This window comes from Thalassospira sp. ABD4_177 (assembly GCF_056160125.1).
Window position 1 is genome coordinate 2,491,219 of record NZ_JBSWWO010000001.1, and the last position, 22,373, is coordinate 2,513,591.

Annotated in this window: 17 protein-coding genes; 10 read left to right on the forward strand and 7 right to left on the reverse strand. The window is 53.1% G+C overall.

Annotated features, from left to right (window positions below; genetic code table 11):
- Positions 1–28: 28 nt before the first annotated feature.
- The 4 genes from ACXAF0_RS11440 to ACXAF0_RS11455 all read right to left on the reverse strand — a co-directional run bounded on the left by ACXAF0_RS11440 (position 29) and on the right by ACXAF0_RS11455 (position 4,087).
- Entirely contained in the window at positions 29–1,567 is a 1,539-nt protein-coding gene (locus ACXAF0_RS11440; protein ID WP_475345974.1) for a tripartite tricarboxylate transporter permease, read from the reverse strand.
- The gene (locus tag ACXAF0_RS11445) at positions 1,560–2,048 is read right to left on the reverse strand and encodes a tripartite tricarboxylate transporter TctB family protein (RefSeq protein ID WP_475345975.1); all 489 of its coding nucleotides are present in this window, start codon (positions 2,046–2,048) and stop codon (positions 1,560–1,562) included. Before ACXAF0_RS11445 ends, ACXAF0_RS11440 begins: the two co-directional genes overlap by 8 nt.
- Before the next feature lie 44 nt (positions 2,049–2,092).
- Positions 2,093–3,091, reverse strand: coding sequence for a tripartite tricarboxylate transporter substrate binding protein (locus ACXAF0_RS11450; protein ID WP_475345976.1), 999 nt, complete (start codon positions 3,089–3,091; stop codon positions 2,093–2,095).
- A gap of 315 nt (positions 3,092–3,406) precedes the next feature.
- Positions 3,407–4,087: an IclR family transcriptional regulator gene (locus ACXAF0_RS11455; RefSeq protein ID WP_475345977.1), complete on the reverse strand. Its 681-nt coding sequence runs from the start codon at positions 4,085–4,087 to the stop codon at positions 3,407–3,409.
- Between the two features lie 119 nt (positions 4,088–4,206).
- On the opposite strand from ACXAF0_RS11455, the gene ACXAF0_RS11460 reads away from it, so the two are divergent.
- On the forward strand, positions 4,207–5,424 hold the full coding sequence (locus ACXAF0_RS11460; protein WP_475345978.1) for a CaiB/BaiF CoA transferase family protein: 1,218 nt from the start codon (positions 4,207–4,209) through the stop codon (positions 5,422–5,424).
- Positions 5,421–6,266, forward strand: a complete 846-nt coding sequence (locus tag ACXAF0_RS11465; RefSeq protein ID WP_475345979.1) for a citryl-CoA lyase — start codon at positions 5,421–5,423, stop codon at positions 6,264–6,266. Before ACXAF0_RS11460 ends, ACXAF0_RS11465 begins: the two co-directional genes overlap by 4 nt.
- A gap of 30 nt (positions 6,267–6,296) precedes the next feature.
- Here ACXAF0_RS11465 and ACXAF0_RS11470 read toward each other — a convergent pair whose 3' ends face one another.
- Complete coding sequence (locus ACXAF0_RS11470; protein WP_475345980.1) at positions 6,297–7,421, reverse strand: ABC transporter substrate-binding protein; 1,125 nt, start codon at positions 7,419–7,421, stop codon at positions 6,297–6,299.
- A 142-nt stretch (positions 7,422–7,563) separates the two neighbouring features.
- On the opposite strand from ACXAF0_RS11470, the gene ACXAF0_RS11475 reads away from it, so the two are divergent.
- Positions 7,564–8,229: a response regulator gene (locus ACXAF0_RS11475; RefSeq protein WP_475345981.1), complete on the forward strand. Its 666-nt coding sequence runs from the start codon at positions 7,564–7,566 to the stop codon at positions 8,227–8,229.
- The gene (locus ACXAF0_RS11480) at positions 8,226–9,644 is read left to right on the forward strand and encodes a sensor histidine kinase (protein WP_475345982.1); all 1,419 of its coding nucleotides are present in this window, start codon (positions 8,226–8,228) and stop codon (positions 9,642–9,644) included. Before ACXAF0_RS11475 ends, ACXAF0_RS11480 begins: the two co-directional genes overlap by 4 nt.
- A 641-nt stretch (positions 9,645–10,285) precedes the next feature.
- On the opposite strand, the gene ACXAF0_RS11485 is transcribed toward ACXAF0_RS11480, so the two are convergent.
- Positions 10,286–11,284: a DUF4238 domain-containing protein gene (locus tag ACXAF0_RS11485; RefSeq protein WP_475345983.1), complete on the reverse strand. Its 999-nt coding sequence runs from the start codon at positions 11,282–11,284 to the stop codon at positions 10,286–10,288.
- A gap of 491 nt (positions 11,285–11,775) precedes the next feature.
- Between ACXAF0_RS11485 and ACXAF0_RS11490 the strand changes: the two genes are divergently transcribed.
- From ACXAF0_RS11490 to ACXAF0_RS11505, 4 genes are all read left to right on the forward strand, one after another.
- Positions 11,776–13,161, forward strand: a complete 1,386-nt coding sequence (locus ACXAF0_RS11490; RefSeq protein ID WP_475345984.1) for a hypothetical protein — start codon at positions 11,776–11,778, stop codon at positions 13,159–13,161.
- A gap of 39 nt (positions 13,162–13,200) precedes the next feature.
- The gene (locus tag ACXAF0_RS11495; protein WP_475345985.1) at positions 13,201–14,925 is read left to right on the forward strand and encodes an ATP-dependent nuclease; all 1,725 of its coding nucleotides are present in this window, start codon (positions 13,201–13,203) and stop codon (positions 14,923–14,925) included.
- 1 nt (position 14,926) lies between these two features.
- Entirely contained in the window at positions 14,927–16,342 is a 1,416-nt protein-coding gene (locus ACXAF0_RS11500) for a UvrD-helicase domain-containing protein (protein ID WP_475345986.1), read from the forward strand.
- Positions 16,343–16,440: 98 nt separating this feature from the next.
- A complete protein-coding gene (locus tag ACXAF0_RS11505; RefSeq protein ID WP_475345987.1) occupies positions 16,441–16,809 on the forward strand; it encodes a helix-turn-helix domain-containing protein in 369 nt (122 codons plus the stop codon).
- Positions 16,810–17,047: 238 nt separating this feature from the next.
- Here ACXAF0_RS11505 and ACXAF0_RS11510 read toward each other — a convergent pair whose 3' ends face one another.
- Positions 17,048–17,194 carry a hypothetical protein gene (locus tag ACXAF0_RS11510; RefSeq protein WP_475345988.1) on the reverse strand — a complete coding sequence of 49 codons (147 nt, stop codon included), beginning with the start codon at positions 17,192–17,194 and terminating at the stop codon, positions 17,048–17,050.
- Between the two features lie 240 nt (positions 17,195–17,434).
- Between ACXAF0_RS11510 and ACXAF0_RS11515 the strand changes: the two genes are divergently transcribed.
- Both ACXAF0_RS11515 and ACXAF0_RS11520 read left to right on the forward strand, forming a co-directional pair.
- Positions 17,435–18,319 (forward strand): hypothetical protein, encoded by an 885-nt coding sequence (locus ACXAF0_RS11515; RefSeq protein ID WP_475345989.1) that lies wholly within the window; start codon positions 17,435–17,437, stop codon positions 18,317–18,319.
- A 170-nt stretch (positions 18,320–18,489) separates the two neighbouring features.
- Positions 18,490–22,356, forward strand: a complete 3,867-nt coding sequence (locus tag ACXAF0_RS11520; protein WP_475345990.1) for a YecA family protein — start codon at positions 18,490–18,492, stop codon at positions 22,354–22,356.
- The last annotated feature ends 17 nt before the right edge of the window (positions 22,357–22,373 follow it).

The following is a 22,373-nucleotide window of genomic DNA, read 5'->3' on the forward strand; positions in this document are numbered from 1 at the left end:
TTTCCTTCGCGTCGCTCATTATCGGAGCTTAGAGTTCACCATCATTCGGAACTGCTGCCTTGCGGTTGGCCAACCAGCTGCGCAGGTTGGCAATCAGCGGTGCTGACAGGAACAGCAGGCTCAGCAACAGAATGACCAGCGTAATCGGGCGTTCCCACAGGAAGGAAATCGAACCGTCACTGATTGCCAGTGCGCGACGCAGGTTTTCTTCCATCATCTTGCCGAGAATGAAGCCAAGCAGCATCGGTGCCATCGGATAGTTCAAAAGACGCAGGCCGATCGCGATGCCAGCTGCAATCACCATCATGTGGATGTCCATGGTGTTAAAGGTCACCAGATAGACACCAACCAGCGAGAAGAACAGAACGAACGGAACGAGAAGCTGCTGGGGCAGGGCGAGAAGACGCGAGATATACGGGATCAGCGGCAGGTTCAGAACCAGCAGCACGATGTTGCCGATATACATCGATATGATCACTGACCAGAAAACATCGGGCTGTTCAACAAACAGGCGCGGGCCCGGCTGTACGCCATAGGAAATCAGCGCACCCATCATGACGGCCGTCGTCCCCGAACCCGGAATGCCAAGGGTCAGAAGCGGCACGAACGAGCCGGAACATGCCGCGTTGTTTGCTGTCTCCGGTGCCGAAAGTCCGCGGATCGACCCCTTGCCAAAGCCAAGCTTTTCCTTGGCGGACGCAATGTTGCGTTCCATGCCGTATGCCAGGAAAGATGCGATGGTCGCACCGGCACCCGGCAGAACGCCGGTGAAGAAGCCCAGAACCGAGGAGCGGCCAATGACCGGTACCATGGTTTTTACTTCTTCCTTCGACAGCTTCATCGAGCCCAGGCTTTTTAGCGCCTTTTCTTCTTCGGAGCGGGTGTCCTTGGTCGGACGCAGGATCGAAAGAAGGGCTTCGGACAGGGCGAAGGTCGACATGGCCAGCAGAAGGAAGCTGATGCCATCAACAAGATCCATGCTGCCGAATGTGAAGCGGGCCACACCGGCCGCCGGATCTGTCCCGATGGTCGAAAGCATGATCCCGAACAGGGTCATGGTAATCGCTTTGAGAACCTGTCCTTTGCCGGCAAAGGCAGAAACGGCTGTCAGACCAAGTACCATCAGGGCGAAATAATCGCCCGATTGGAACGAAAGTGAAACGGACGCCAGTGCCGGGGCGGCAACCAGAAGGAAGATCGCCGCAATCGTACCGCCAGAGAATGACGAGTAGGCGGCAATCGCCAAGGCCTTGCCAGCCTGGCCTTTTTGCGCCATCGGATAGCCGTCAAACGCGGTCGCAACCGTACCGGCAACACCCGGTGCGTTGATCAGAATAGATGAGGTCGAACCGCCAAAGATGGCCCCGTAATACACGCCCGCCATCAAAATCAGGCCGGTGGACGGATCAAACCCATAGGTGATCGGGATCATCAGGGCAATGGCAGTGATTGGGCCAAGACCGGGAAGCATCCCGATAAAGGTGCCTGCGAAACAGCCGACAGCAACCATCAACAGGTTGACCGGCATGACAGCGGTCGAAAGACCGGAGAAAATTCCCTCAAGCATCGTTTGACATCCAACCGAGATAATAGAAGAAGTCGCCCGGGGTCAGGTAGATGCCCATGGCATAAAGCAATCCCCAGAAGGCAAGCGTGACACCAACAGCCGTCAGGATCAGAACCAGCGGGCGTCGCTCACCGAGCGTATAGAAACCGCCCATCAGGAAGAGCGATGTCGAAATCGGGAAGCCGATCTGGCGGATCGTCAGGCCGTAGAACACCATCAGAGCCGCAAGAATGATCACGCGTTTCCATTTAAGGCCACGAAACGCGTGTTCGAGACTGCCGGCCTCTTTGTTGGTCGGCAGCACGAGTTGAAGGAAGGAAACCACACCAAGCAACCATGCAAGGGCGTTCGGGAGGGTTCTGGCATTAAACGGGGCATCCTCGTCGCCAAACAGCAGCGGAATGTCACCGACATAAAAGCCATAAATCAGCGCAAGGCAAAGAAATAGCAGCGCGCCAAATTTGTCGCGATTGATGGACATGGCGTGATTTCCTTCGGAGGTCTTTTTAGTTGTGTATCAGTGGCTTATTTCAGGAAGCCAAGTTCGCGCATCAGATCGCCGACAACTTTTTCCTGCTCTTCCATGAAGGCAGAAAACTCGGCACGCGGCTTGTAGATTTTTTCCCAGCCATTGCGGGTACGAACGGTTTCCCATTCCGGGGTTGCCTGAACGTCCTTGAGGATTGCGGCATAGGCATCAGCTTTTTCAGCCGACAGGGCCGGCGAACCGAAGTAACCGCGCCAGTTGATGAATTCGGCATCAATGCCGAGTTCGCCAAGCGACGGAACGTCCGGAGCAGCTTCAACACGTTCTTTCGAGGTTACAGCCAGAATGCGAACCTGACCTGCTTTTGCAAGTTCAAGCAGTTCACCCAGACCGGTCGACAGAACGTTGGTTTCACCCGACAGAAGGCCAGCGATTGCTTTGCCGCCTGCGTCATAGGGAATGTATTTGACCTGTTTTGCATCGCCGCCGCCTTTCTGAACAGCGTAGGCTGCAACGATGTGGTCCATACCACCACGAACCGAACCCCCACCGAACTTGACCGAAGACGGGTCTGCTTTGACCGCTTCGACAACATCGGTGAAGGACTCATACGGGCTGTCTGCCGGAACAGCGAATGCTGCGTATTCGGCAACAACAGCTGCGATCGGGGTCAGGTCACGGAAGGACTGCGGGAAGACACCGGTCAGCGAACGCACGATGATCGGGGTGGAGTTGACCATCAGGGTGTTGTCAAGGCGATCAGCAGCTTCGATCATGTAGGCAATGGCTTTACCGCCGCCGCCGCCAGACATGTTTTCGTAGGACGCGGTGCCGACCAGACCCGATTTGGTCAGGGCTTCACCGGTACCACGTGCCGTACCATCCCAGCCGCCGCCTGCGCCGCCCGGAATGACGAAGTGAATTTCGTCCATTTCTGCCGCTTTGGCATCCATTGCACCAAAGGCAGCAGTCGAAACAGCAACAGCCGTGGCTGCTGCGATAAATCCGCGACGCGAGAACATCGACAGTTTGTTCATCAGAGTCTCCTCCAGACACTAAAGCAATTTCCCAGCCACCCGAATGGTGGCGAGCCGACCGTAAGGAACAAAGATCCTGCAAGGGGAATCTGAACACCGCTTTCAGAGGGAACTGACCGCCTGACCCCGGAATTTTCACTGTCCTCCCTTGCCGAATATTATTCTTGTTTGTTCCGGGCCAATTTATGACTCACGGATCGGCAGTAGCGGGACGGTATCAGTCAAACCTGTCACCAACCTGTCATCGGCAAAAATCGGGTGAAAAAAGTTCACATGATTTATGCGCTCAGGGCAAAAATAAGCGTTCGCTTGTGATCATGAAGACATGCGTTTGCCACAATCATATGCACGCGATTGTAGAGATTTCAGGCAGTTGAGTCGCTTTTTGGGTGTAAATCGACTGATCGGACCAGACAGGGCCAGTGCGCCCAGAAGATGGTTCTGACGATCAAGGACCGGAACGGCAATTGCTGAAATATCCGGGTCACGTTCGCCTTCGCTAAGTGCGAATCCGTCATCAAGAACCTGAAGAGCTTTGTCATCGACACCATCGCCCCAGGCGCGGATCACGTGGCCTGCAGCCCCGAATTCGCACGGCAGGATCGCACCTTCTTCAAGGTGATGGCGCAGGCTGCTGGGTGAATTTTCACGAAACAGGCACAGGCGGTTCGGACCTTCGGGCACATAAAAAGACGCGGTTTCACCGCTTTCTGACACCAGCATGGAGAGATGCGGGCGAACAATGTCATCCATGCGGTACGATCGCCGGTAAATCGACCCCAAACGCCAAAGGGCAGGGCCAAGCCGATATCGGCCGCGCCCGGAGACCATCAAGAAACCACAGGACTCTAACGTTCCCGCCAGCCTGGAGATGGTGCTTTTATACATCCCGGTGCGTTCTGACAGGTCCTTCAGCGACAAGTCAGGGTCCTGGTCGGTAAAGGCATCGAGAATTCCCAAGGCCCGTTCGACGGCCGTAACATTTTGTTCTGACATGGATAAATCCGTTTTGGTTTTATGTGCGCACATTGCAACGGCGCGAATACCATTTTGCCGAAGTCAGAAATTCTATATAATAGAACATAATTCTACTAGACAGAATTTAGGAAATATCCATGAGCGGACCAAACTCTCTTTCCGGAATCACGGTTCTGGACTTGACCAACGTCTTGGCCGGACCATTTTGCTGTCATCAGCTGGCCCATATGGGGGCTGACGTCATCAAGGTCGAAGCGCCAGGACGTGGTGACCTTGCGCGGCAATTGGGCGCGGATATGGAGCTCAATGAAAAGCTGATGGGCGTTTCATTTATGGCGCAAAATGCCGGCAAACGGTCAATCACGCTGAACCTCAAGGATCCGCGCGGCAAAGAAATCCTTAAAAAACTCGTGGCGAAGGCAGATGTGCTGGTCGAGAACTTCCGACCCGGTGTGATGGACCGGCTCGAGCTCGGTTATGATGTGCTTTCAAAGGTCAATCCGGGGCTTGTCTATTGTGCGATTTCCGGTTTTGGTCAAAGCGGTCCGATGAAGAAACTCCCGGCCTATGATCAGATCGTTCAGGGTCTTTCGGGCATCATGACCATCACGGGCGAGGAAGATACCGGTACCTATCGCGTGGGCTATCCAATGGCGGATACCATCGGCGGTATGACGGCGGCCTTTGCGATTAGTTCCGCCCTTGCGGGCCGTGCGATGGGTAACAAGGACGCAAAGGGCAATTTCATCGATATCTCGATGCTGGAATCCGTGATTGCCACCATGGGATGGGTGGTGTCGAACTATCTGATTGCCGGCAAGGAACCGACGGCCAATGGCAATGACAATTTCACATCGTCGCCATCTGGCGCATTCGCCACGGCTGACGGTCAGATCAATATTGCAGCAAACAAACAGGAACAGTTCGAAGCGCTTTGTGGCGTTCTTGGGCTTGAACCGCTTCTGGAAGATGCACGGTTCGTAACCCGCAAGGAACGGCTTGAAAACAGATCCGGCCTGACCGAGGTGCTGGAAGAAGTGCTGGTCACGCAGTCAACGGATTACTGGGTTGAAAAACTGAATGCAGTCGGGGTTCCGGCCGGGGCGGTTCTGACCGTGCCACAAGCGCTTTCCCTTCCACAGATTGCAGATCGCGGCATGATGGCGTCGTTTGACAATGTTCCGGGGGCTGATCGCGATATCCGAATTCTTCGGACCGGGATCAAGATGGATGGCGATGCACCGTCGGTGAATGCGCCGCCGCCCGAACTGGGTCAGGACAATCAGGATATTCTGGCGTCACTTGGCTTTTCCAATGACGAGATCGATAACCTTGCCAAGGAGGGCGTGCTGTGAGTTCAAAAACCGTTGAAGACGTTGAAAACGAAGTACGCGACTGGTGGCAGACCGGTATCATCGATATGGAGCCGGGAAAAATTCGTTATGGCGGGTATGCGATCGAAGATCTGATCGGCAATATCAGTTTCCCGACCATGATCTGGTTGATGACGCGCGGTGAACTGCCATCCGCCCCGCAGGCCAAGCTGCTTGAAGCAGCACTTGTTTCCGCGGTTGATCACGGCCCACAAGCCCCCAGCATTGCGATTGCCCGCATGGCGGCGACGTGTGGTGTGGGCCTTAACAATGCCATGGCCAGTGCGGTCAATGTGCTTGGCGATGTGCATGGCGGGGCCGGTGAGCAGGCCGTGGCCCTTTATCATGACATTGCGGCACGCATGGATGCCGGTCAGGATTTGCCAGCGGCAGTTTCAGACGGGCTTGATCATCAGATTGCCGAACATGGCAAACATATTCCGGGCTTTGGTCACCGGTTCCATCCGGTTGATCCGCGCGCACCAAGGTTGCTTGCGTTGGTCAGCGACGCGGCCAAAGAAGGCCACATTTCCGGGCGCTTTAGTGAAATTGCAAGCGCAGTTGAGGCGGAGCTTCTGGCGCGCAAGGGCAAGCGCATCCCGATGAATATTGATGGGGCGACGGCTGTCATCTATGCCGAACTGGGCTTTGCCGCCGAACTGGCACGCGGGCTTTTTTGCCTGTCGCGTTCGGTCGGTATTCTAGCCCATGCCTGGGAACAGACCGAGCAGGGTGGGCGGAACAAAGGGCCAATCCCGCGTCGGATGATCTGGAATTATACCGGCCCGGATCGCCGAGCGGTGCCTGACAGCGCCAAATCATGAGTTTTAACTCGGACACACGGGCAGGGTGCATTATCTGCGGTTCAGCAGCGCATCCTGCCAGTGGCGCAAGAAGCGTTGGCGTTTGGCCTGATCAAGGTAGACCAGCAATCCCGGACCGACCGGGAAGGAACGCACGCGTTCGCCATATCGATCAAAAACCAGCGAAGAGAATGTGCTGGGCGGAACATCCGCACGCACCGGATTGAAGTTGCCTTCATTCTGCAGGACGCTTTGCCCCTTGATCGAAAGCATGAAATCAAGAAAGCGCCCGCCAAGTTCCGGATTGCGTGCACCGCGCGGAATGATGGCGATCCGCGAATAAACGACAATGAAATCATCGGGCAGAATGACGCCAAGATTGGGGTTTCGCTGATTAAAGGTGTCCGCGTAGGACCCCAAAAGGTTGTAGCCCAACACGACCTGGCCGGATGCGATCTTTTCAAGCATCGGTGATGTGTTGGAATATAGCTTCACCTTTGCCTGTCCGAGGGTGCGGACAAAATCCCAGATACCGGGGAAAAAGCGTTCATCCCTGGCTAGAAACAGGAATCCGACCCCGCTGCGCTCGATATCATAGGTCGTGACCTTCTCGCTCAGTAATTCATCGTGGTGGGCCAGCAAGGCGATGAAGTCCTCGCGGGTTCTGGGCGGCTCAAGGTCGTTGTCGCGGAAAAATGCCCTGTTATAGGCAATGACGGCGGGTTCCTGTGTGACAGCAAAGGCCTCGTTGCGCCAGCGGGCCCAATGGGGCAGGGCATCGGTCTCGGCACTTTGATGCGATGTGGCGTAGCCGTCATTGGCCAACTTCATCTGCAGGTCCATCGCGGAGCTGATGATTAGATCCGCATTCGCGTCCCCATTTGTACGCTGACTTCGCGTCATATCATACATTTCAAGGGTTTGCAGCTGATGGTAATCGACAGCGATAAACGGGTTGTCTTCCTGAAACGCCTCGATCACCGGGGCAAAGGCGCCGATATCAGCGGAACCATAAATAACGGCGGTCGGTTGCGCGGTGGTCAGCAGGGATTGTTCGGGGTCGGACGCCTGTATTGTACGCAAGGCCGGAAAGGTGAAAACCTCGGCCAGAGCAGAAGAAACTTGCATCGCAAGCGCGATGACACATAAACCAATACAGATACGGCCCGAATTCATGCTGCAATACTCTGTGTCACGGATGGTTATAGGCATATGGGGCGGCAATAACGATATCGCTTGTTCTCGCATGCCTTTGCCGGGAAAATGAGACACGCAAAACGCCTCTGACGAGGTTTATCAGGGAAAAGTTACGCAAACAATGAGAGTCCTTGTCGTCGAAGATCACGCGGCCCTTGCAGATGGCATTGCCGGTTCCCTGCGCCAGTCCGGCTATGCGGTTGACGTGATTGCCGACGGCGAAGAAGCCGATGACGTTTTGCGTACCCAGGAATATGGCCTTGTGGTGCTTGATTTGAACCTGCCGAAACTGGATGGCCTGGAAATCCTCAAACGACTGCGCCATCGTGGGGCGGAAAGTGCTGTTCTTATTTTGACCGCACGCGGGGATATCGAAGACCGGGTCAAGGGATTGGACCTCGGCGCAGACGATTACCTGGCCAAACCGTTCGAGCTTGTGGAGCTTGAAGCACGGGTGAGGGCACTGATGCGGCGCAATGCCGGGACGCATAATACCCAGATTAAATGCGGCAAGCTCAGTTTTGATACGGTTGCGCGTCGGGTGACGATTGATGGCAGTGATGTCGATATCCCGAAGCGAGAACTTAACATCCTTGAAATCCTGCTGATGCGGTTGGGGCATGTTCTGAGCAAGGAACAGATTGTCGATCAGCTTGCCGGGTTTGAAGACGAATTCAGTGCCAATGCGGTCGAGCTTTATATCAGCCGCTTGCGCAAACGTGTTGAGGCAGCAGATGTTAAAATCCAGACCGTGCGCGGTCTTGGGTATCTGTTGAAAAAAACATGAAATGGCGTAACCGATCCCTTCGACGCAGACTTGTGATCTCCTTGCTGGTGCCGCTTCTAGTGGTCAGTTCCTTGATGCTGCTCGAGGTCAGAAGCAACGCAGTTAAGTCGACAAATCAGGCATTTGACCGCGCACTCTTAAGTTCCGCATTAGCAATTGCAGACCGCGTTGTTCTGATCGGTGGCAAGATCGAAGTGGATGTGCCCTATGTTGCGCTCGAGATGCTGACCAGTGCAGCTGAGGACCGCGTTTTCTATCAGGTTAGCACGGCACAGGGCGAATTCATCACCGGGTATGAGGATTTGCCACCGGTACCCGAACGGTTCCTGCCGCTGCGTGAGGAGCCGGTTTTCTATGACGCGGTCTATAACGGTGAAACCGTGCGGATCGGTGCACTGTCGCGATATGTGGCAAGCGTGCGAAAAGCAACGCGTTTTCAAGTGCTTGTTGCAGAAACCATGGGCACACGAACCCGGCTGAGTGAAGATATCCTTGCCAGTGCTGCAGCCCGCCAAATCTTGCTGATTGTGATTGCCGCAATGATCGTCTGGTTCGGGATCGGGCAGGGCCTGAAACCGCTGGCAAGGCTGGAAGAAGCACTTAATAGGCGGTCTCCAAGTGATCTCAGGCCCATTTTACATGATGTGCCGATCGAAGTCCGTCATCTGGTGGGCGCGATCAACCAGCTTTTCGGGCGCTTGGAAAACAGCCTCAAGACCATGCAGCGCTTTACCGCCGATGCAGCCCATCAGCTCAGGACACCGCTTGCAGCGCTGAGAACCCAGGCCGAATTGGGCCAGCGAGAGAAAGACCCTGAAAAAGTCCGGCAGATCATGGATACCATCGCAGCATCGACGCGCCAGACATCACATCTGGCCAATCAGCTGCTGGCATCGGCACGTGCAGCGCCGGAAGGCCTTGCTGGGCGGCCGTTTGACAAGATTGACCTGTGTGAAATTACCCGGACGGTGACGGGTTCTAAAGTGCCAGTCGCGTTGGAGCGTGGCATTGATCTTGGATATGAAGGCATTACCGAGACCACTTGGATTATGGGTGACGCAACTCTGATCGAAGAGCTGCTTAAAAACCTGGTGAATAACGCACTGACATATTGTCCGGGCGGCAGTGCCGTCACTGTCCGACTTGAAGAGGAAGCCTCAGATAAGGTCTTGTTGACCGTCGAGGACAATGGCCCGGGCATTCCGGCCGAACATCGCAAGGATGTCTTCAAGCGGTTCTTCCGGATGAATGATGCGGGATATGACGAGGGATGCGGCCTGGGACTGTCTATCGTCAAAGAAATCGCTGCGCGTCACGAAACGAAAGTGAGACTGACCGAACCGAAAGGCCACAGCGGCTGCATCTTTAGTATCAGTTTCGATCTGGCAGAAGAAACCGAAGGTGCGGACGTTTGACCGCATCGGGATAGACGGATGTGAGAGCAACAGATCCTAAGACATTGATTGGATTACTGAATGACCAACATCTGCAGCAACCATTATTTACCAAAGTGTCTCACCAAATTTTACGTTGTGATTTTGGCTGAAAATTTGGCTTTATAAAACAATGATATACTCAAATTTTTACTTTAAATCACAACGTGCAAAAAAAGTGCTTCCAAATGATTGGTGTTGTGATTCCTCCTAGGATCAGATCCAACAGTTTGACCTTGTCAAGGATAATGCCGACACATGGGCGGTTATTTCAACGTCCTGATGTCTAATTTGCTGCATATGCTTTTAGGGCGCTTAACGGGGCTTGTTGGGACATTTGCAATCCCATCTGTTTGATAAGAATCCCATTGGCCCAAGGTTCGTGCACCAAAGGTGCCTTACATGGAGTAATATCGACCATCTCACCATAAATTTCTCTGTCGAAGGTGGTTTGTACTTTTTGTTAGTTGATCTGGATACCCTGGGGTTCTAAGACACCGAGTGTCCAGAGAGGGTGGACAGCATTTTTGAACTTCCGTTCTTCAGACGAATACTTAAGGCGTGGCTAGATAACCGGAACGCGCAACTTGCCATGTAATGTAGCTGGACGGTCCGGTTTCTTCTTAAGCCTCAACATATGATCGGTTCGACTTGAATTGGTTAGTGATTTCATCACTGGCCAAAACTTGTTTTGGGCCGACAAGCCATTGTCTCGTGCGAGCAGCGGATTCCCAATTAATGGCGTTGACCTCATAGGGAGTTGCAACGTCCTGTGCAATCTCTTTGCTTGGCGATACATCTGGCGTGAGTATCAGGGCCTGATTGCGGGACATTGGAATTCGAATCCCCTTAGCAACATCACCTTTCTCCGTCAGCAAGGGATTGTCGCCGAGGATGAACTCAACCGTCTCTGAAGTTTTCAGGGTCCATTGCATGTTCAACAACGCTGTTCTAATGACGCTCAAACCGCTTTCATCAGTCAACAGGTCTGTGTGAGGCGCATCCGGATGTCCGTCACTATTTCCTAGAGCGTCGTAGATAGCCTGAAATCTTGTGTCGTTGTTAATACCAGACGTCTTGCCCAACTCGGAGACGAGCGCGTCGTATTGGTCTTCCGATGGCATCATTCCTGCGTGGGGAATTTCCTTACGAAGCTTAGTACTGAAATCATCATAGTCTCGAGCCTGAGAGGCCGCCTCTTTAATAGCGACAAGCATTTCTTGCATTGCGGGCGCATAACGGGCCATGGTTGATGGATCTCGCATGAACTGAACGGAGAAGAAAGAGGCCAGGCTGTCTTTTACAGTTTCGCTATAATCTTCGTTTTTGAGAAGGGCGTCGAACGCTGTTACGCATTCCTGATCCACTTTTTTCAGCTCGACTTCTTCTGCATCCGTATTGTCGATGCCTTTAGGGTCCACTGTGTAAAGGTTGAAGATCTCCATTATCTTCTTTGTTGTCTGAGGTTTAATGCGGATGCCAGCCTCATTGTATGTCATGACTTGTACGTGATTTGGCTTATTTTCAGTGATTTCTGGATCATGGACCGGTCGAAAGCGCTTTATCCAGGATTGCGTTACAAAATGGTGGTGTCTGGACTTTTCTTGGGTTGTAGCATTCATCAGGGAAACTCTCTTATGGTTGTTGTTTACAGTCGTATATCTTTTTGGGGCAGAGGCTCCGCAAGTGTTGGTGGCAATTTTGTTCAGCATAAAATCAATAACATGTGATCCATAAAGACTGCCCAACCGACGTATCATGGGATTATTGTACCGAGATTCCGAGTGCCGTCAGGGTTGCATTGTCACCTGGAGGTTGTATTTTTAGTGGAGGGGGGACGTTGGTTAACCGCGCAAGAAAAGCGGAGAACTGCATCGCGCTTACACAATTATACCCCATGGCAGGAATTCGATGAGGAGCGAGGATTTGGAGCGGTATCCGGCGAGGTGCATGATTACTCATAGTCCAAAACAGGCTGCAAAACGGAGCTCCGGCCGCGGTACTTCTGCCATTTGTGTGTTTTGGCACTCAGAGCCGGAGCGCAATGCCGACAGCTGCTGCGGGGGTGAGATTGGTACGGTGCTCCGCCCCTATCTGAATGCGCTGACGACAAATGGCTAAGGCTGGCGGATATATCTTACGTCTAAGCCATGAGCGGTGCGATGTCTTTCATCATGCCTTAGACGAGTATGGCCGTTTTGCTGAAGCGGTACCGTCGTTTGGGCATAGCCGCAACGCACCGTTGATCTGTTTCATCGTCGATCCGTCTGGCCGTGTCACGCATATCGGACGGGGACGACGAGGGGTGAACGCGGGAACGCAGCAAAGCCGCCTCAACATTGAGGAAATCCATCCGGTCGAGAGCGCCATATCCATTCAACTAATTATCGATGGCGTTCCAAACCGCAATCGGAAAGTCGTCGAAGAGCGATTCCTAAATGGCGGTTTGCTATCGCCGAAGGCATTTCAGGAGACTATCGATCTCTTTGTCCAGCTCGCGCCAAGCGTTCGTAGCTTAGTTGGTCGTTTCACAACATCGACCCGCCAGCGCCTTAAGCGGCTTAGCGAGCGGACGCGGGATAATCTTGCCTATCAGAAGGAAGCGTTGGCGGTCGCGTTAAGCCTTGCCGGGATCGATCGTGCGCCGCTGGCTCAGTGGTCATTGGAGGATGAGGCCCCCGGGTCATTCTTGGACGGGTTGCCGGAGGCTCGCATGCGCGAAGATCCGATGGTTATCCAAGATATGCGACAAGTGCCGGGTTATGATTACCTGCGAGAGATTCCCAATGCTGCCGCTGCCGTTTTTGCTGACGGTGACGACCGCCTTACCGTGATAATGGCCAACCGGCAGCCGCTCGAGGAGCAGACCGGGACTGACCTGATCTACTATAATGAGCGGTTCAAGGCGTTCGTCATGGTTCAATACAAGGCCATGGAGGCGGATGACGGTTTAGGTGCGATCTTTCGGTTCCCTGAGGCAAAACTCACCGATGAGCTTAATCGAATGGACAGGTTTCTCAAGGAGTTGTCCAAGGTAAAGGCCGCCTCGGCACTGGATGATTTTCGCTTTAGCGACAACCCGTTCTTTTTGAAGTTTTGCCCACGCATTCAGTTCGAACCCGATAGCACAGGCCTGACGAAAGGAATGTACATCCCCCATGCCTATTGGAAGCTTCTTGAAAACGATGACCGATTTAAGGGCCCGCGGGGCGGTCGCCGTCTGGCGTACTCGAATGTGGGTCGATACTTCGACAACACCTCGTTCACAATGATGGTCAAGGATGCATGGGTGGGGACAAACATTCCACAATCCGAACTTCTGGAAATGTGGATGCGCGATGTCGTGGCCGCCGGCCGCTCCATCACCTTTGCGGTCAAGCCCGACGATCCGGACCCCGATGGGGACGGTGTGTTAGTCGTGAATCCAAACTTGGATCTGGATGGCTCGGTTGTCGAACACAACGAAGAGCCCGAGCGAGTCCAAATTTCACGCGGGTGACGAAGCTAGGGGTTGGCGGTAAGCGTCTGGGAGAAGAACATGGCGGTTATTCGAAAGGTTGAGATTTCGCATTTTCGATCGATCAAGTCGTTCGAATGGTATCCGTCACCTGGTTTTAATTGTCTTATCGGGTCTGGTGATGCTGGCAAGAGCACGGTTCTCGACGCTATCGACCTGTGCCTTGGTGCGCGTCGGTCCGTTCAAATAACTGATGCGGATTTTTACGAACTCGACGTTGAGACGCCTATCTCTATCACACTGACCTTGGGTGCGTTGTCAGACGCACTAAAAAATTATGAGGCGTATGGGGACTATTTACGCGGTTATCAGGACGTACTTGGAACGATCGAAGATGAAGCCGGGCACGAACTCGAAACAGTTCTGTCGTTGAATCTTGAGATCGCAGGCGACCTCGAGCCACGCTGGAGGTTAAGGTCGGATCGTGCAGACGCTAAGGGCGCGGAGCGAAATCTCAATTGGAAGGATCGGGTCGAGCTTGCGCCAACTCGTCTCGGTGCGACGTCTGATCACAATCTCGCATGGCGGCGCGGCTCCGTTCTAAATCGATTGAGTGAGGAGAAGCCGGATGCGTCCCTCGCTTTGTCGCAGGCGGCACGCGATGCAAGAAAAAGCTTTGGAAATGAGGCGGACGCTCAGCTTGGCGAAGCGCTAACATTGGTAAAGAAGGCGGCGGATGAATTGGGCATCCCGATTGGCGAGAAGGCGCAAGCACTTCTCGATATGCATTCTGTTTCGGTCACCGGTGGTTCGATCGCCCTGCACGACGAGCGAGGGGTTCCTCTGCGGGGTTTGGGGCTCGGTTCCACCCGATTACTTATCGCAGGTCTTCAGCGCGAAGTTGCGGCGATGTCCTCCATTTTATTGGTTGATGAAGTGGAGAATGGTCTTGAACCGCACCGGATCATTCGGCTTCTCGGCTCACTAGGAGCAAAGGACGAAACGCCGTCCCAGCAGGTCTTCGCCACGACACATTCACCGATCGTGTTGCGGGAGCTTTCTGCGATTCAGCTTCGGATCTTGCGGCGGTCTGGCGAAAAACATCAAGCACAACCTGTGCGTAGTTCGGCGCAGGGGACACTACGCCGATCACCGGAAGCTTTTCTGGCGCCATCTGTTCTGATTTGTGAGGGCGCGTCAGAAGTTGGGTTTGTGCGCGGGTTCGAGCTGTTTTGCGCGGGACGGGGTCAACCTTCGGTTTTCGCTCGGGGCGTAGCACTAGTTGACGGGGGTGGCGGCCATCCGGATCAACTGTATCAGCGTGGCACCGAATTCGCGAAGCTTGGATATCGGACAGCCGTTTTTCGAGATGCCGATATCACGCCCACTACGCAGGTGCAGGTGACATTTCATGAACTGGGCGGCACCACGTTCACTTGGGACATGGGTCAGTCTCTGGAAGCCGCGATCTTAAATAATGTGGGGGATGCGGCCCTCCTGGCGATGCTAGACTATGCGATTTTCGAGTACGGGCAGGAAATGGTGACTGCTCATATTCAGTCGGCGTCCGGTAATCAAGAGACGGTCGAAAATCTACGAGCGTTGCTCCACTCGCCCCAGCACACCATTACGCCTGTGCAGCGTGCTGTTCTCGTCACAGCGAGCACCAACAAGAGCAACCCGTGGTTTAAGTCGGTGGGTCGGATGGAACATGTTGCCAGCAGAATCTTGGCTTTGAACTTCGCCAATGTAAGTGAAGACTTCCGTAACCGCGTCAATGCGTTGCTCGGCTGGGCACAGACGTAGCATGGCTGATATCGATCTGCTCAAGATTGACTGTGGCAGCGTTTCAGCTCCTGCTGGTTGCGGGAAAACACACCTGATCGCGTCGGCTCTATTGCGGCATGATGATGCGAATCCGGTCCTCATCCTGACTCATACCAATGCAGGGGTCGCGGCGCTCCGCGCTCGGCTGACGCATCTGGGTGTATCACAACGTGCCTATAGGATCACGACAATCGATGGCTGGGCGATGCGCCTCATCGGTACTTTTCCGCTCCGGAGCGGTCATGCCAGAGGCATTCTTGATCTGACTGATCCGAGAAATGACTACCCCGCAATCCGACAGGGAACGGTCAATATCCTAAAAGGCGGTCACCTTCGGGATGTGCTGAAAGCGACTTATGCGCGTTTGTTCGTGGATGAGTACCAAGACTGTATTGTTGAGCAGCATGCGATGGTCTCTATGATAGCAGATGTACTGCCGACCTGCGTGCTCGGTGATCCGATGCAGGCGATCTTTGGATGGGGCACTAATGTGCTGGTCGATTGGGAGGCTGACGTTCAGTTGAGGTTCCCACCGGCGGGCGAACTGGATACGCCTTGGCGTTGGCGGAACGTTGGAACTGAGCACTTTGGTCGATGGCTCCTGACTGTGAGAGCCGCGCTAAAAGCTGGTCAACCGATCGATCTTCGTGTGGCTCCGCCTGAAGTAGAGGTGATTACAGTCACCGGTGATGACGACATCGAGAATCAAACCAAGGCTGCCAATACACGTGTACCGATCGAAGGTGGAAACGTGTTGATTGTCTGCGATGCCCGACGGCCTCCGCGGCATCGGGAGATCGCTGCACGGGCACGAGGTGCTGTTGTCGTCGAGAACGCTGATCTGACGGACTTCATTCGTTTCGCGGCATCTTTCGATATGCATGCGGCGACCGCCGCCGATGACTTGATCGATTTCGCCGGATCGACAATGACTGGCGTCGGTGCTGCACATATGAAGCAGAGGTTACGCGTTCTTCTCGCTGGCCGGGAACGATCTCCGCCAAATGATGCAGAGGTAGCTGCACTGGCATTTGCACGAGCGCCAAGCCCGACAACAGCCGTGACTTTGCTGGTCGAGATCAATCGCCAGGCCGGCGTCTTCCCGTTACGACCAGCACTGGTGCAGTCCGCAATTCAGGCCTTCAACGGCTGCGTCGATGCAAAGGATTTTCATGAAATGGCGGTCCGAGCTCGCGAGCAATCGCGCGTTAAAGGGCGTATATTGCCACGTCGAGCGGTTGGAAGTACCTTGCTTCTCAAGGGATTGGAAGCCGATGTCTCCGTCATTATCGATACAGATCATTTGAGTGCTCGTGATCTTTATGTTGCAATGACACGCGGATCCCGAAAGCTTGTGATTTGCACGACCAATCCAATTCTCACGCCAGCTGTTTAGTGGAGGCGCGAGACCGTTAATGGGGTGTTGGGAGAGAGTAAACCATAGCTTTTTAAGCTCGCCTCGGCGTGATGCAAACTGTCGCAGGAAACCTGATCATGCCTAAACTCGATTATCAGATCGCTTCCACCCATCAGATCCATCAGGATATTGCTCAACGACTGAATCGATACCGGATTCATCTTGAACTTACCCAGCAGGAACTCGCCGATGAAGCCGGCATATCTGTTCCAACCCTCAGCCGATTGCTCAATGGCAAGGGTGCTACACTCGATACATTCCTGCGCGTTCTCAAAGCGATGAACCTAGTCGAGGCAATGGCTGCCTATATTCCGGAGCCACGTGACAGTCCGTTAGCGCCACGTCGTGCTCGGCCAATTGCAGATCGGCAGCGTGTTCGGGGCAAGAGTGAGCCGCCTGTCTGGGAAGGCTTCGATGATACCGCGCCTATATTCGATGATGACTAAATACCAGTAACCCGCGTCCGAGTGCCGCGGGTGTTTTGGCATCTGCCAAACAGGTGCGTACTCGATAATGACTGCTATTAGGCCCCTGATTTAATGTATCACTATTGATACGTTAACGTCGAAAATGCCAGTTAATACATCAAAATTGATGTGTTAGTGTTTGGCGATATTGCCCTCCCAAGAAACTGCCCGGCAACGTGCCGGGCAGTCCGTGTTTGCTCGATGTCACAACCTGATATCAGGACGCCTTTTTCGCTTCTTTTTGCTCTTGGAGTGTTTCAAGGGCCGGTTTGAGATAGCACGAAACATAGAAGTATCTGCGATCTCTCATGGCCTGTTTAAGTGCCTGCTTGAGAAGTGTCTCCAGATCAGTTTGGTTGTGCATCGAATTCCCTCCATGGAAGCAAAACGGGCGATATGCCCAGGACAACACAACACACAACCTATGATTTAGATGTGATGGTGGTAATATTAGAAAATGAATTTATCGCGAGCAGGCTCAAGCATCAGAAAATCCAAAGAAAATATCGATACTTGCTGTTAAACTTTCTGGCGTTTTACACATGACAGATGTCTGGTGTTCCCGGAGGCTCTGTGAACCATCAGATTACAAAGGAGCGTCGGAATGCCTGACTTGCAGGGAGATCAAAGTGCGAATTATCTCGATTCAGCCATTCTGAATTCTTTGCGGCAGCTTATTGAGTTACATCCGGCTCTTGAGCAAGCGACCGGGCAGCTCCCGAGGGTCGACATCGTGCTTGATGCGAACATCGCCATTAGAGATTTGTTGTATAAATACCGAAAACCTCACCTCAAACAAACCACCCTTGAAGAGGTCGTCAAATCAGGTGTCGTAAGGCTTTACGCACCGAGCTGGCTTGAAACGGAGATGCTGTCTAGCACCATCCCGCAGATATCGGAAAAATTCAAAATACCGCAGGAAACCCTGTTTTCCAGTTGGGAGAGCTATAAGGCGATCATCATATTTGACGCACGATTTAATCAACCAGAAGAGGTCAACTCATCGTGCTTAGACCCCAAGGATGCCCCTTATGTGCAGCTACAGAACGCCATATCGGCGCTCGGTATCTTGAGCAACGATAGAGATATTGATGCGCTGGGGGGTACCAGGCTTGACCGAGAACTCGTGATGACGATCCGCGCCTACGCGCGCTCAGCCAGCTATTCGGTTTCGATCAAGGTAGGGGGTGTTGTTATTTCCAACATAAGCCTCTCGGTGCTGGGAGACGTCATGCTGTTTATCCGTGATATGGTGGCACGCATGCCTGACTGGATGAAGCTGCTGTTGTTGGTCGGGGTATTCTTTGTGTTGGCCCATCCAGAGAGCCGTGCACGTCTCACTGCTGTGATCAGATCCATTGGCCACGGGATCGGCGATGTCTGGCCGGACATTCAACAGTTTCTGGTCTATGCATCAGACAAGGTTGCTGAGGAACAGAGAGCCCTTGCCGAGCTGAACAACGCGACCAAACCCTATATTGGTTCGTGAAAGGGCATTCTGGCAATATTACCGAGATTACAGCAATTGTTTCGGCTGTGAATTTGTCCGTTAAGGAACTTTAATGAACAAAATCAGTAACACCGCTTTAGGAAGATGCCGACCAATGCTCTAGGCTTGATGAGCGTACAATCATAACTACTAATGACCGGAGGAACAGTGTGAGCAAAATTGGTCGGAATGATCCGTGCCCCTGTGGGAGCGGCAAGAAATATAAAAAATGCTGCTTACGGTCCGGTTTTGAGGAACCGACGCCTCCTAATCTCCACCAGGTTCTTGGCATGATAGGCTCGTCTTCGCCTACCGACGATCCTCACGACCAGCAATTTAATAAAGTGCGGTCCTCGTTGGAGGCGCTATTCACAGCGTATTCCGCTGAAGACGTCATTCTGACACTAGGCGTTTCAGATCTTTGGCTTCCGAATATTTCAAGCCAGATCAAACACCTGTTTGCGTTCGGCATTTTTGCTGCAATTTCACCACATCGATTTAAGTCTGAATCCAGAGTGAAGGATTATGAAACATTTTGTGAGGCTTTAACACACATCCACGAACTGCTTCCGTCGTTTCCTATGCTCGAGGACTATGTTCCCGAAGCAGATTGGGGCGAAGTCAAGAGTTACTGGCAGGGGCGAGCACTGCGCCTGTTTTATGGCACCTCGCTTGAGCGCGTTCCGGATTACATCGAAGCCTTTCGCCTCACGAATGCAGATAAGCAGGCCGCTTTGGACGACATGTTTGCCGCGGTCCTTCTGCAAGATAGCATTTTAACTTCCATCGATAAATCGCTCATCGGTGACATAGACGGCATTTCTCCGGGGCATATCGAGATTCCCCCGGAACCATTTTGGCAAGTGTGCCGGGCGACACTTCTTTCTGTTGGAACCAGTTTCACAAGCCCCGGGCAATTCAGCTCGGAATTGGTTGTGGAGCTTGGAAAATCGGACTTTCCAAAGAGCTTCTTCGGCTTTGGGGATGCCTCGATGACCGGCAAACTGCTCCCGGCTCTTTTTGTTAAGATCGGTGAGCTTCTATTCCCGGTAGCGCCACGATGCGCTGTAACCAACATCGTCGACTTTTGGGGGCATCGGGCGGAAGCCTTACCTTTCAGGGGGCATTACAATCTCACGCAACAGGTCAGCGAATTTCTCGCAAGCAGAATAGCTCACGGTACGATCATCGGGGGACCATTCTGGGTTCGTGACGAGAATAGAATTATACCGACGCCTTTCGCCGCTTTCTTACGGGGTGATAGCTGCTTTTATTTCGTCGTCATCTTGAGCATGGGCGATTTAGAGCGCCTTCCCGCGATCGAGGCCGAGCTTCTAGATCTGGTAACTCGCCAAGACTGGGGGATCCAGATTGACGGCACAAGCCAAGGACTCCAATTTTCGGGCGTCGATGGCAACGCCATAAAGCCGGACGAGATCGTGATTCTGGCCGCCTTACCGCAGGAATCTACTGAGGGAAGCAACTTTATACCTCCCGAAACGAAATCTGCTCAGATTCTTCCAATTGCTGATTTGGTGTCGATTTTCGACTCAATTAAGGACCTGTCCGAGTTCGATCGGTTTTGGGCTTATATCAAGGCAAATCAAGGCGCCCTCCACCTGGGCCTCCTTAGCCTCACGGACAAATTTGCAGCGTTTCGCTATTCCCATGGCGTCCTGATAGATGGAGCGATTGAACCGAACCTCGTCATGATCGATCCGCACAGTGGATCGAACTGGCGATACGAGGAGTTGACCAAATTCTGGAGCATAGCAACGGCATGTTTCCCAAACGATGACCCAAGGAGTTGGGTCATTGAGCCTGGCGAGGATGGAATTCTGGATCTGACCTCGAAGGCACAGCCCACGCAGGCTTGGGCAATGACGGTGTCAGGATGCACATTGCTTCTCGTCCACCACATTCAACTTGATCTTGATAACTTGGACATCAGAGTATTAGAACTCTTCATGCACTGTGTTGCCGACGCCATTTACCGCAGGCGGGGTGATTTCGAGAACGCCGACATGTTTCGCTGGCATCGGATCATTGTCGAGTTCAGGGCTAACACGGAAATGCTTGCGTCCGGGCCACAGGTTCAAGGTGACGATATGCCCTTACTGCAAGGGTGGGAGCAGATCGACGACGGTAGCGACGACACATCCGTAAGAGTCGGTGTTTCCATAAATCTTTCATCTGCTCTGGCCCACTTTGAAGATCCGGTCGACAACAGCTTCGAGGTCAGTTGCGCCTGTTCCATTTTGGAAGGAATGGCAGCATTTCTCGGAGAGCCCATGGACGCTATGCTGATGCAGAAGGTGCGGTCGGTGGCGCCGGGCAAACCACGGTTCATGCTCTCACGATCACCGCGAATCTTCGATGTCCCGGACTTCGTTGATCCGCAAAAACCACGACCAGATATGTTCAAGCTTGCTCGTAAAGCCATTGCGATCATCTTTAAAGAGCACGGTATCGAGCCCGGCCGATTTGAGCTCGATGAGGCAAAAAGGTTAATCGATTTGGCACGCAATGCCTTTCGTGATCAACTTCACAAGCAAATTGGTCGCTTCAACAAGAATCGGGTGCTGTCGTACTGCGTCGCCCAACATGACGCGTGGTCTGTAAAATTTCAGCGAACACGAGATCGCCTGGAACAAAGTCTTAGGCACGAAGTCAGTTATGATCGACGACAAGCTTTTGCTGATGCCCATCACGACCTCGTAACAGAAAGTCGCAATCTCCGCTTTCTGTTGGAGAGCTCCCTCAGCCTGCCGTCGACACAGGACGTTATGCCGTCTGATGACGACATCCTACAACTTCTAGCGCATGTCGACTGGCTTCTGGTCCTTTACAGCGCCAGCGACGCGCTTCACAACGGAATCGCTACCGGAGGGATTGAGATCAGCGAGGAATTGGTGCCGAACGTCTTTTATTCCGACCAACAGGTGGCCCAGGAAGAGGCGTTCAACCGAGAACAGGCGAGCTACAGCCTAGGTATCGACCTCGATTCCAGCGCTGATACAATGCAGCAGAATGCCGATAATGGATACAAAGAGGATTTTGATGCAGCTTTCCTCAGAGATACTCAGTTCAGCTTCAGCCACATGATGGACGCTCTGTCAGTCTTGATGCAGTGGGAAACACTTCATGGGAGATCGAGTTTCCAACTTTCCTACCGTGAAACAAAGAGCAACATTGTGCAGGCGCTCTGCTCGTTCATTGACGGAATAAGCGCAGATGAGGCGGATAGCATCGTTCAATTCCTTAGCCTGCGCCCGACCGAGATTCGGAGGCTGATCGGGAAGGATGTCGACGAAGGCGATGTCCCCATCTGGGAGCATAAAAAACGCGGCGGACGATATACAATCAAGCCACTAGTTCCCCTAGACCAAGATATCCTAATTTGGGGCGCAGCATCTGCGCAGAACGCACAAAAAATTTGGGTGGGAAACGTCATGAGTGGCTACCTACCGGCTGATTATGATTGGCCATCGATCCAGAAGCAGGTCCGGACGATTAAACAAGCTCATGAAAAGGGGCTAGAGCACTTGGCTTTCGAAATCGTCTCGAATTACACCTCGTTCTCCGTTAAAGGCATCGACTTTAATCGCCGTTTTCCGGAGGAAAAATTTGACGATGTTGGTGACTTCGACGTCCTCGCTTACTGGCCGCAAGAGGGAAAGTGGCTAGTTGGCGAATGTAAGTACAACCAACCTCCCTTTTGCCCAAAGGATGCAAGACGATTGCGCGAGCGGATTTTTGGGATTTCCCCTGACAGGGGGCAGTTTGCCAAGATCGAGAGGCGCGGGGCTTTTCTCTCAACAAACATGGAGCGGTTGCGTGAGCTTCTGAAATGGCCAGCGCCTACCACGAGGCAGATCTCCATTGACGAATTGTACATAAGCAAAGAAATTTATTGGTGGATGCGCTTCCCCCCATACGAGGTCAGCACCCAATTCGTAAGAATTGATGGTCTTGACTTTTGGATGAGGAACAACTGCTCAGATCGCATTTTGGCGCTTCCACCACGACCGCACTGAAAACAAGCCTCCTCTCT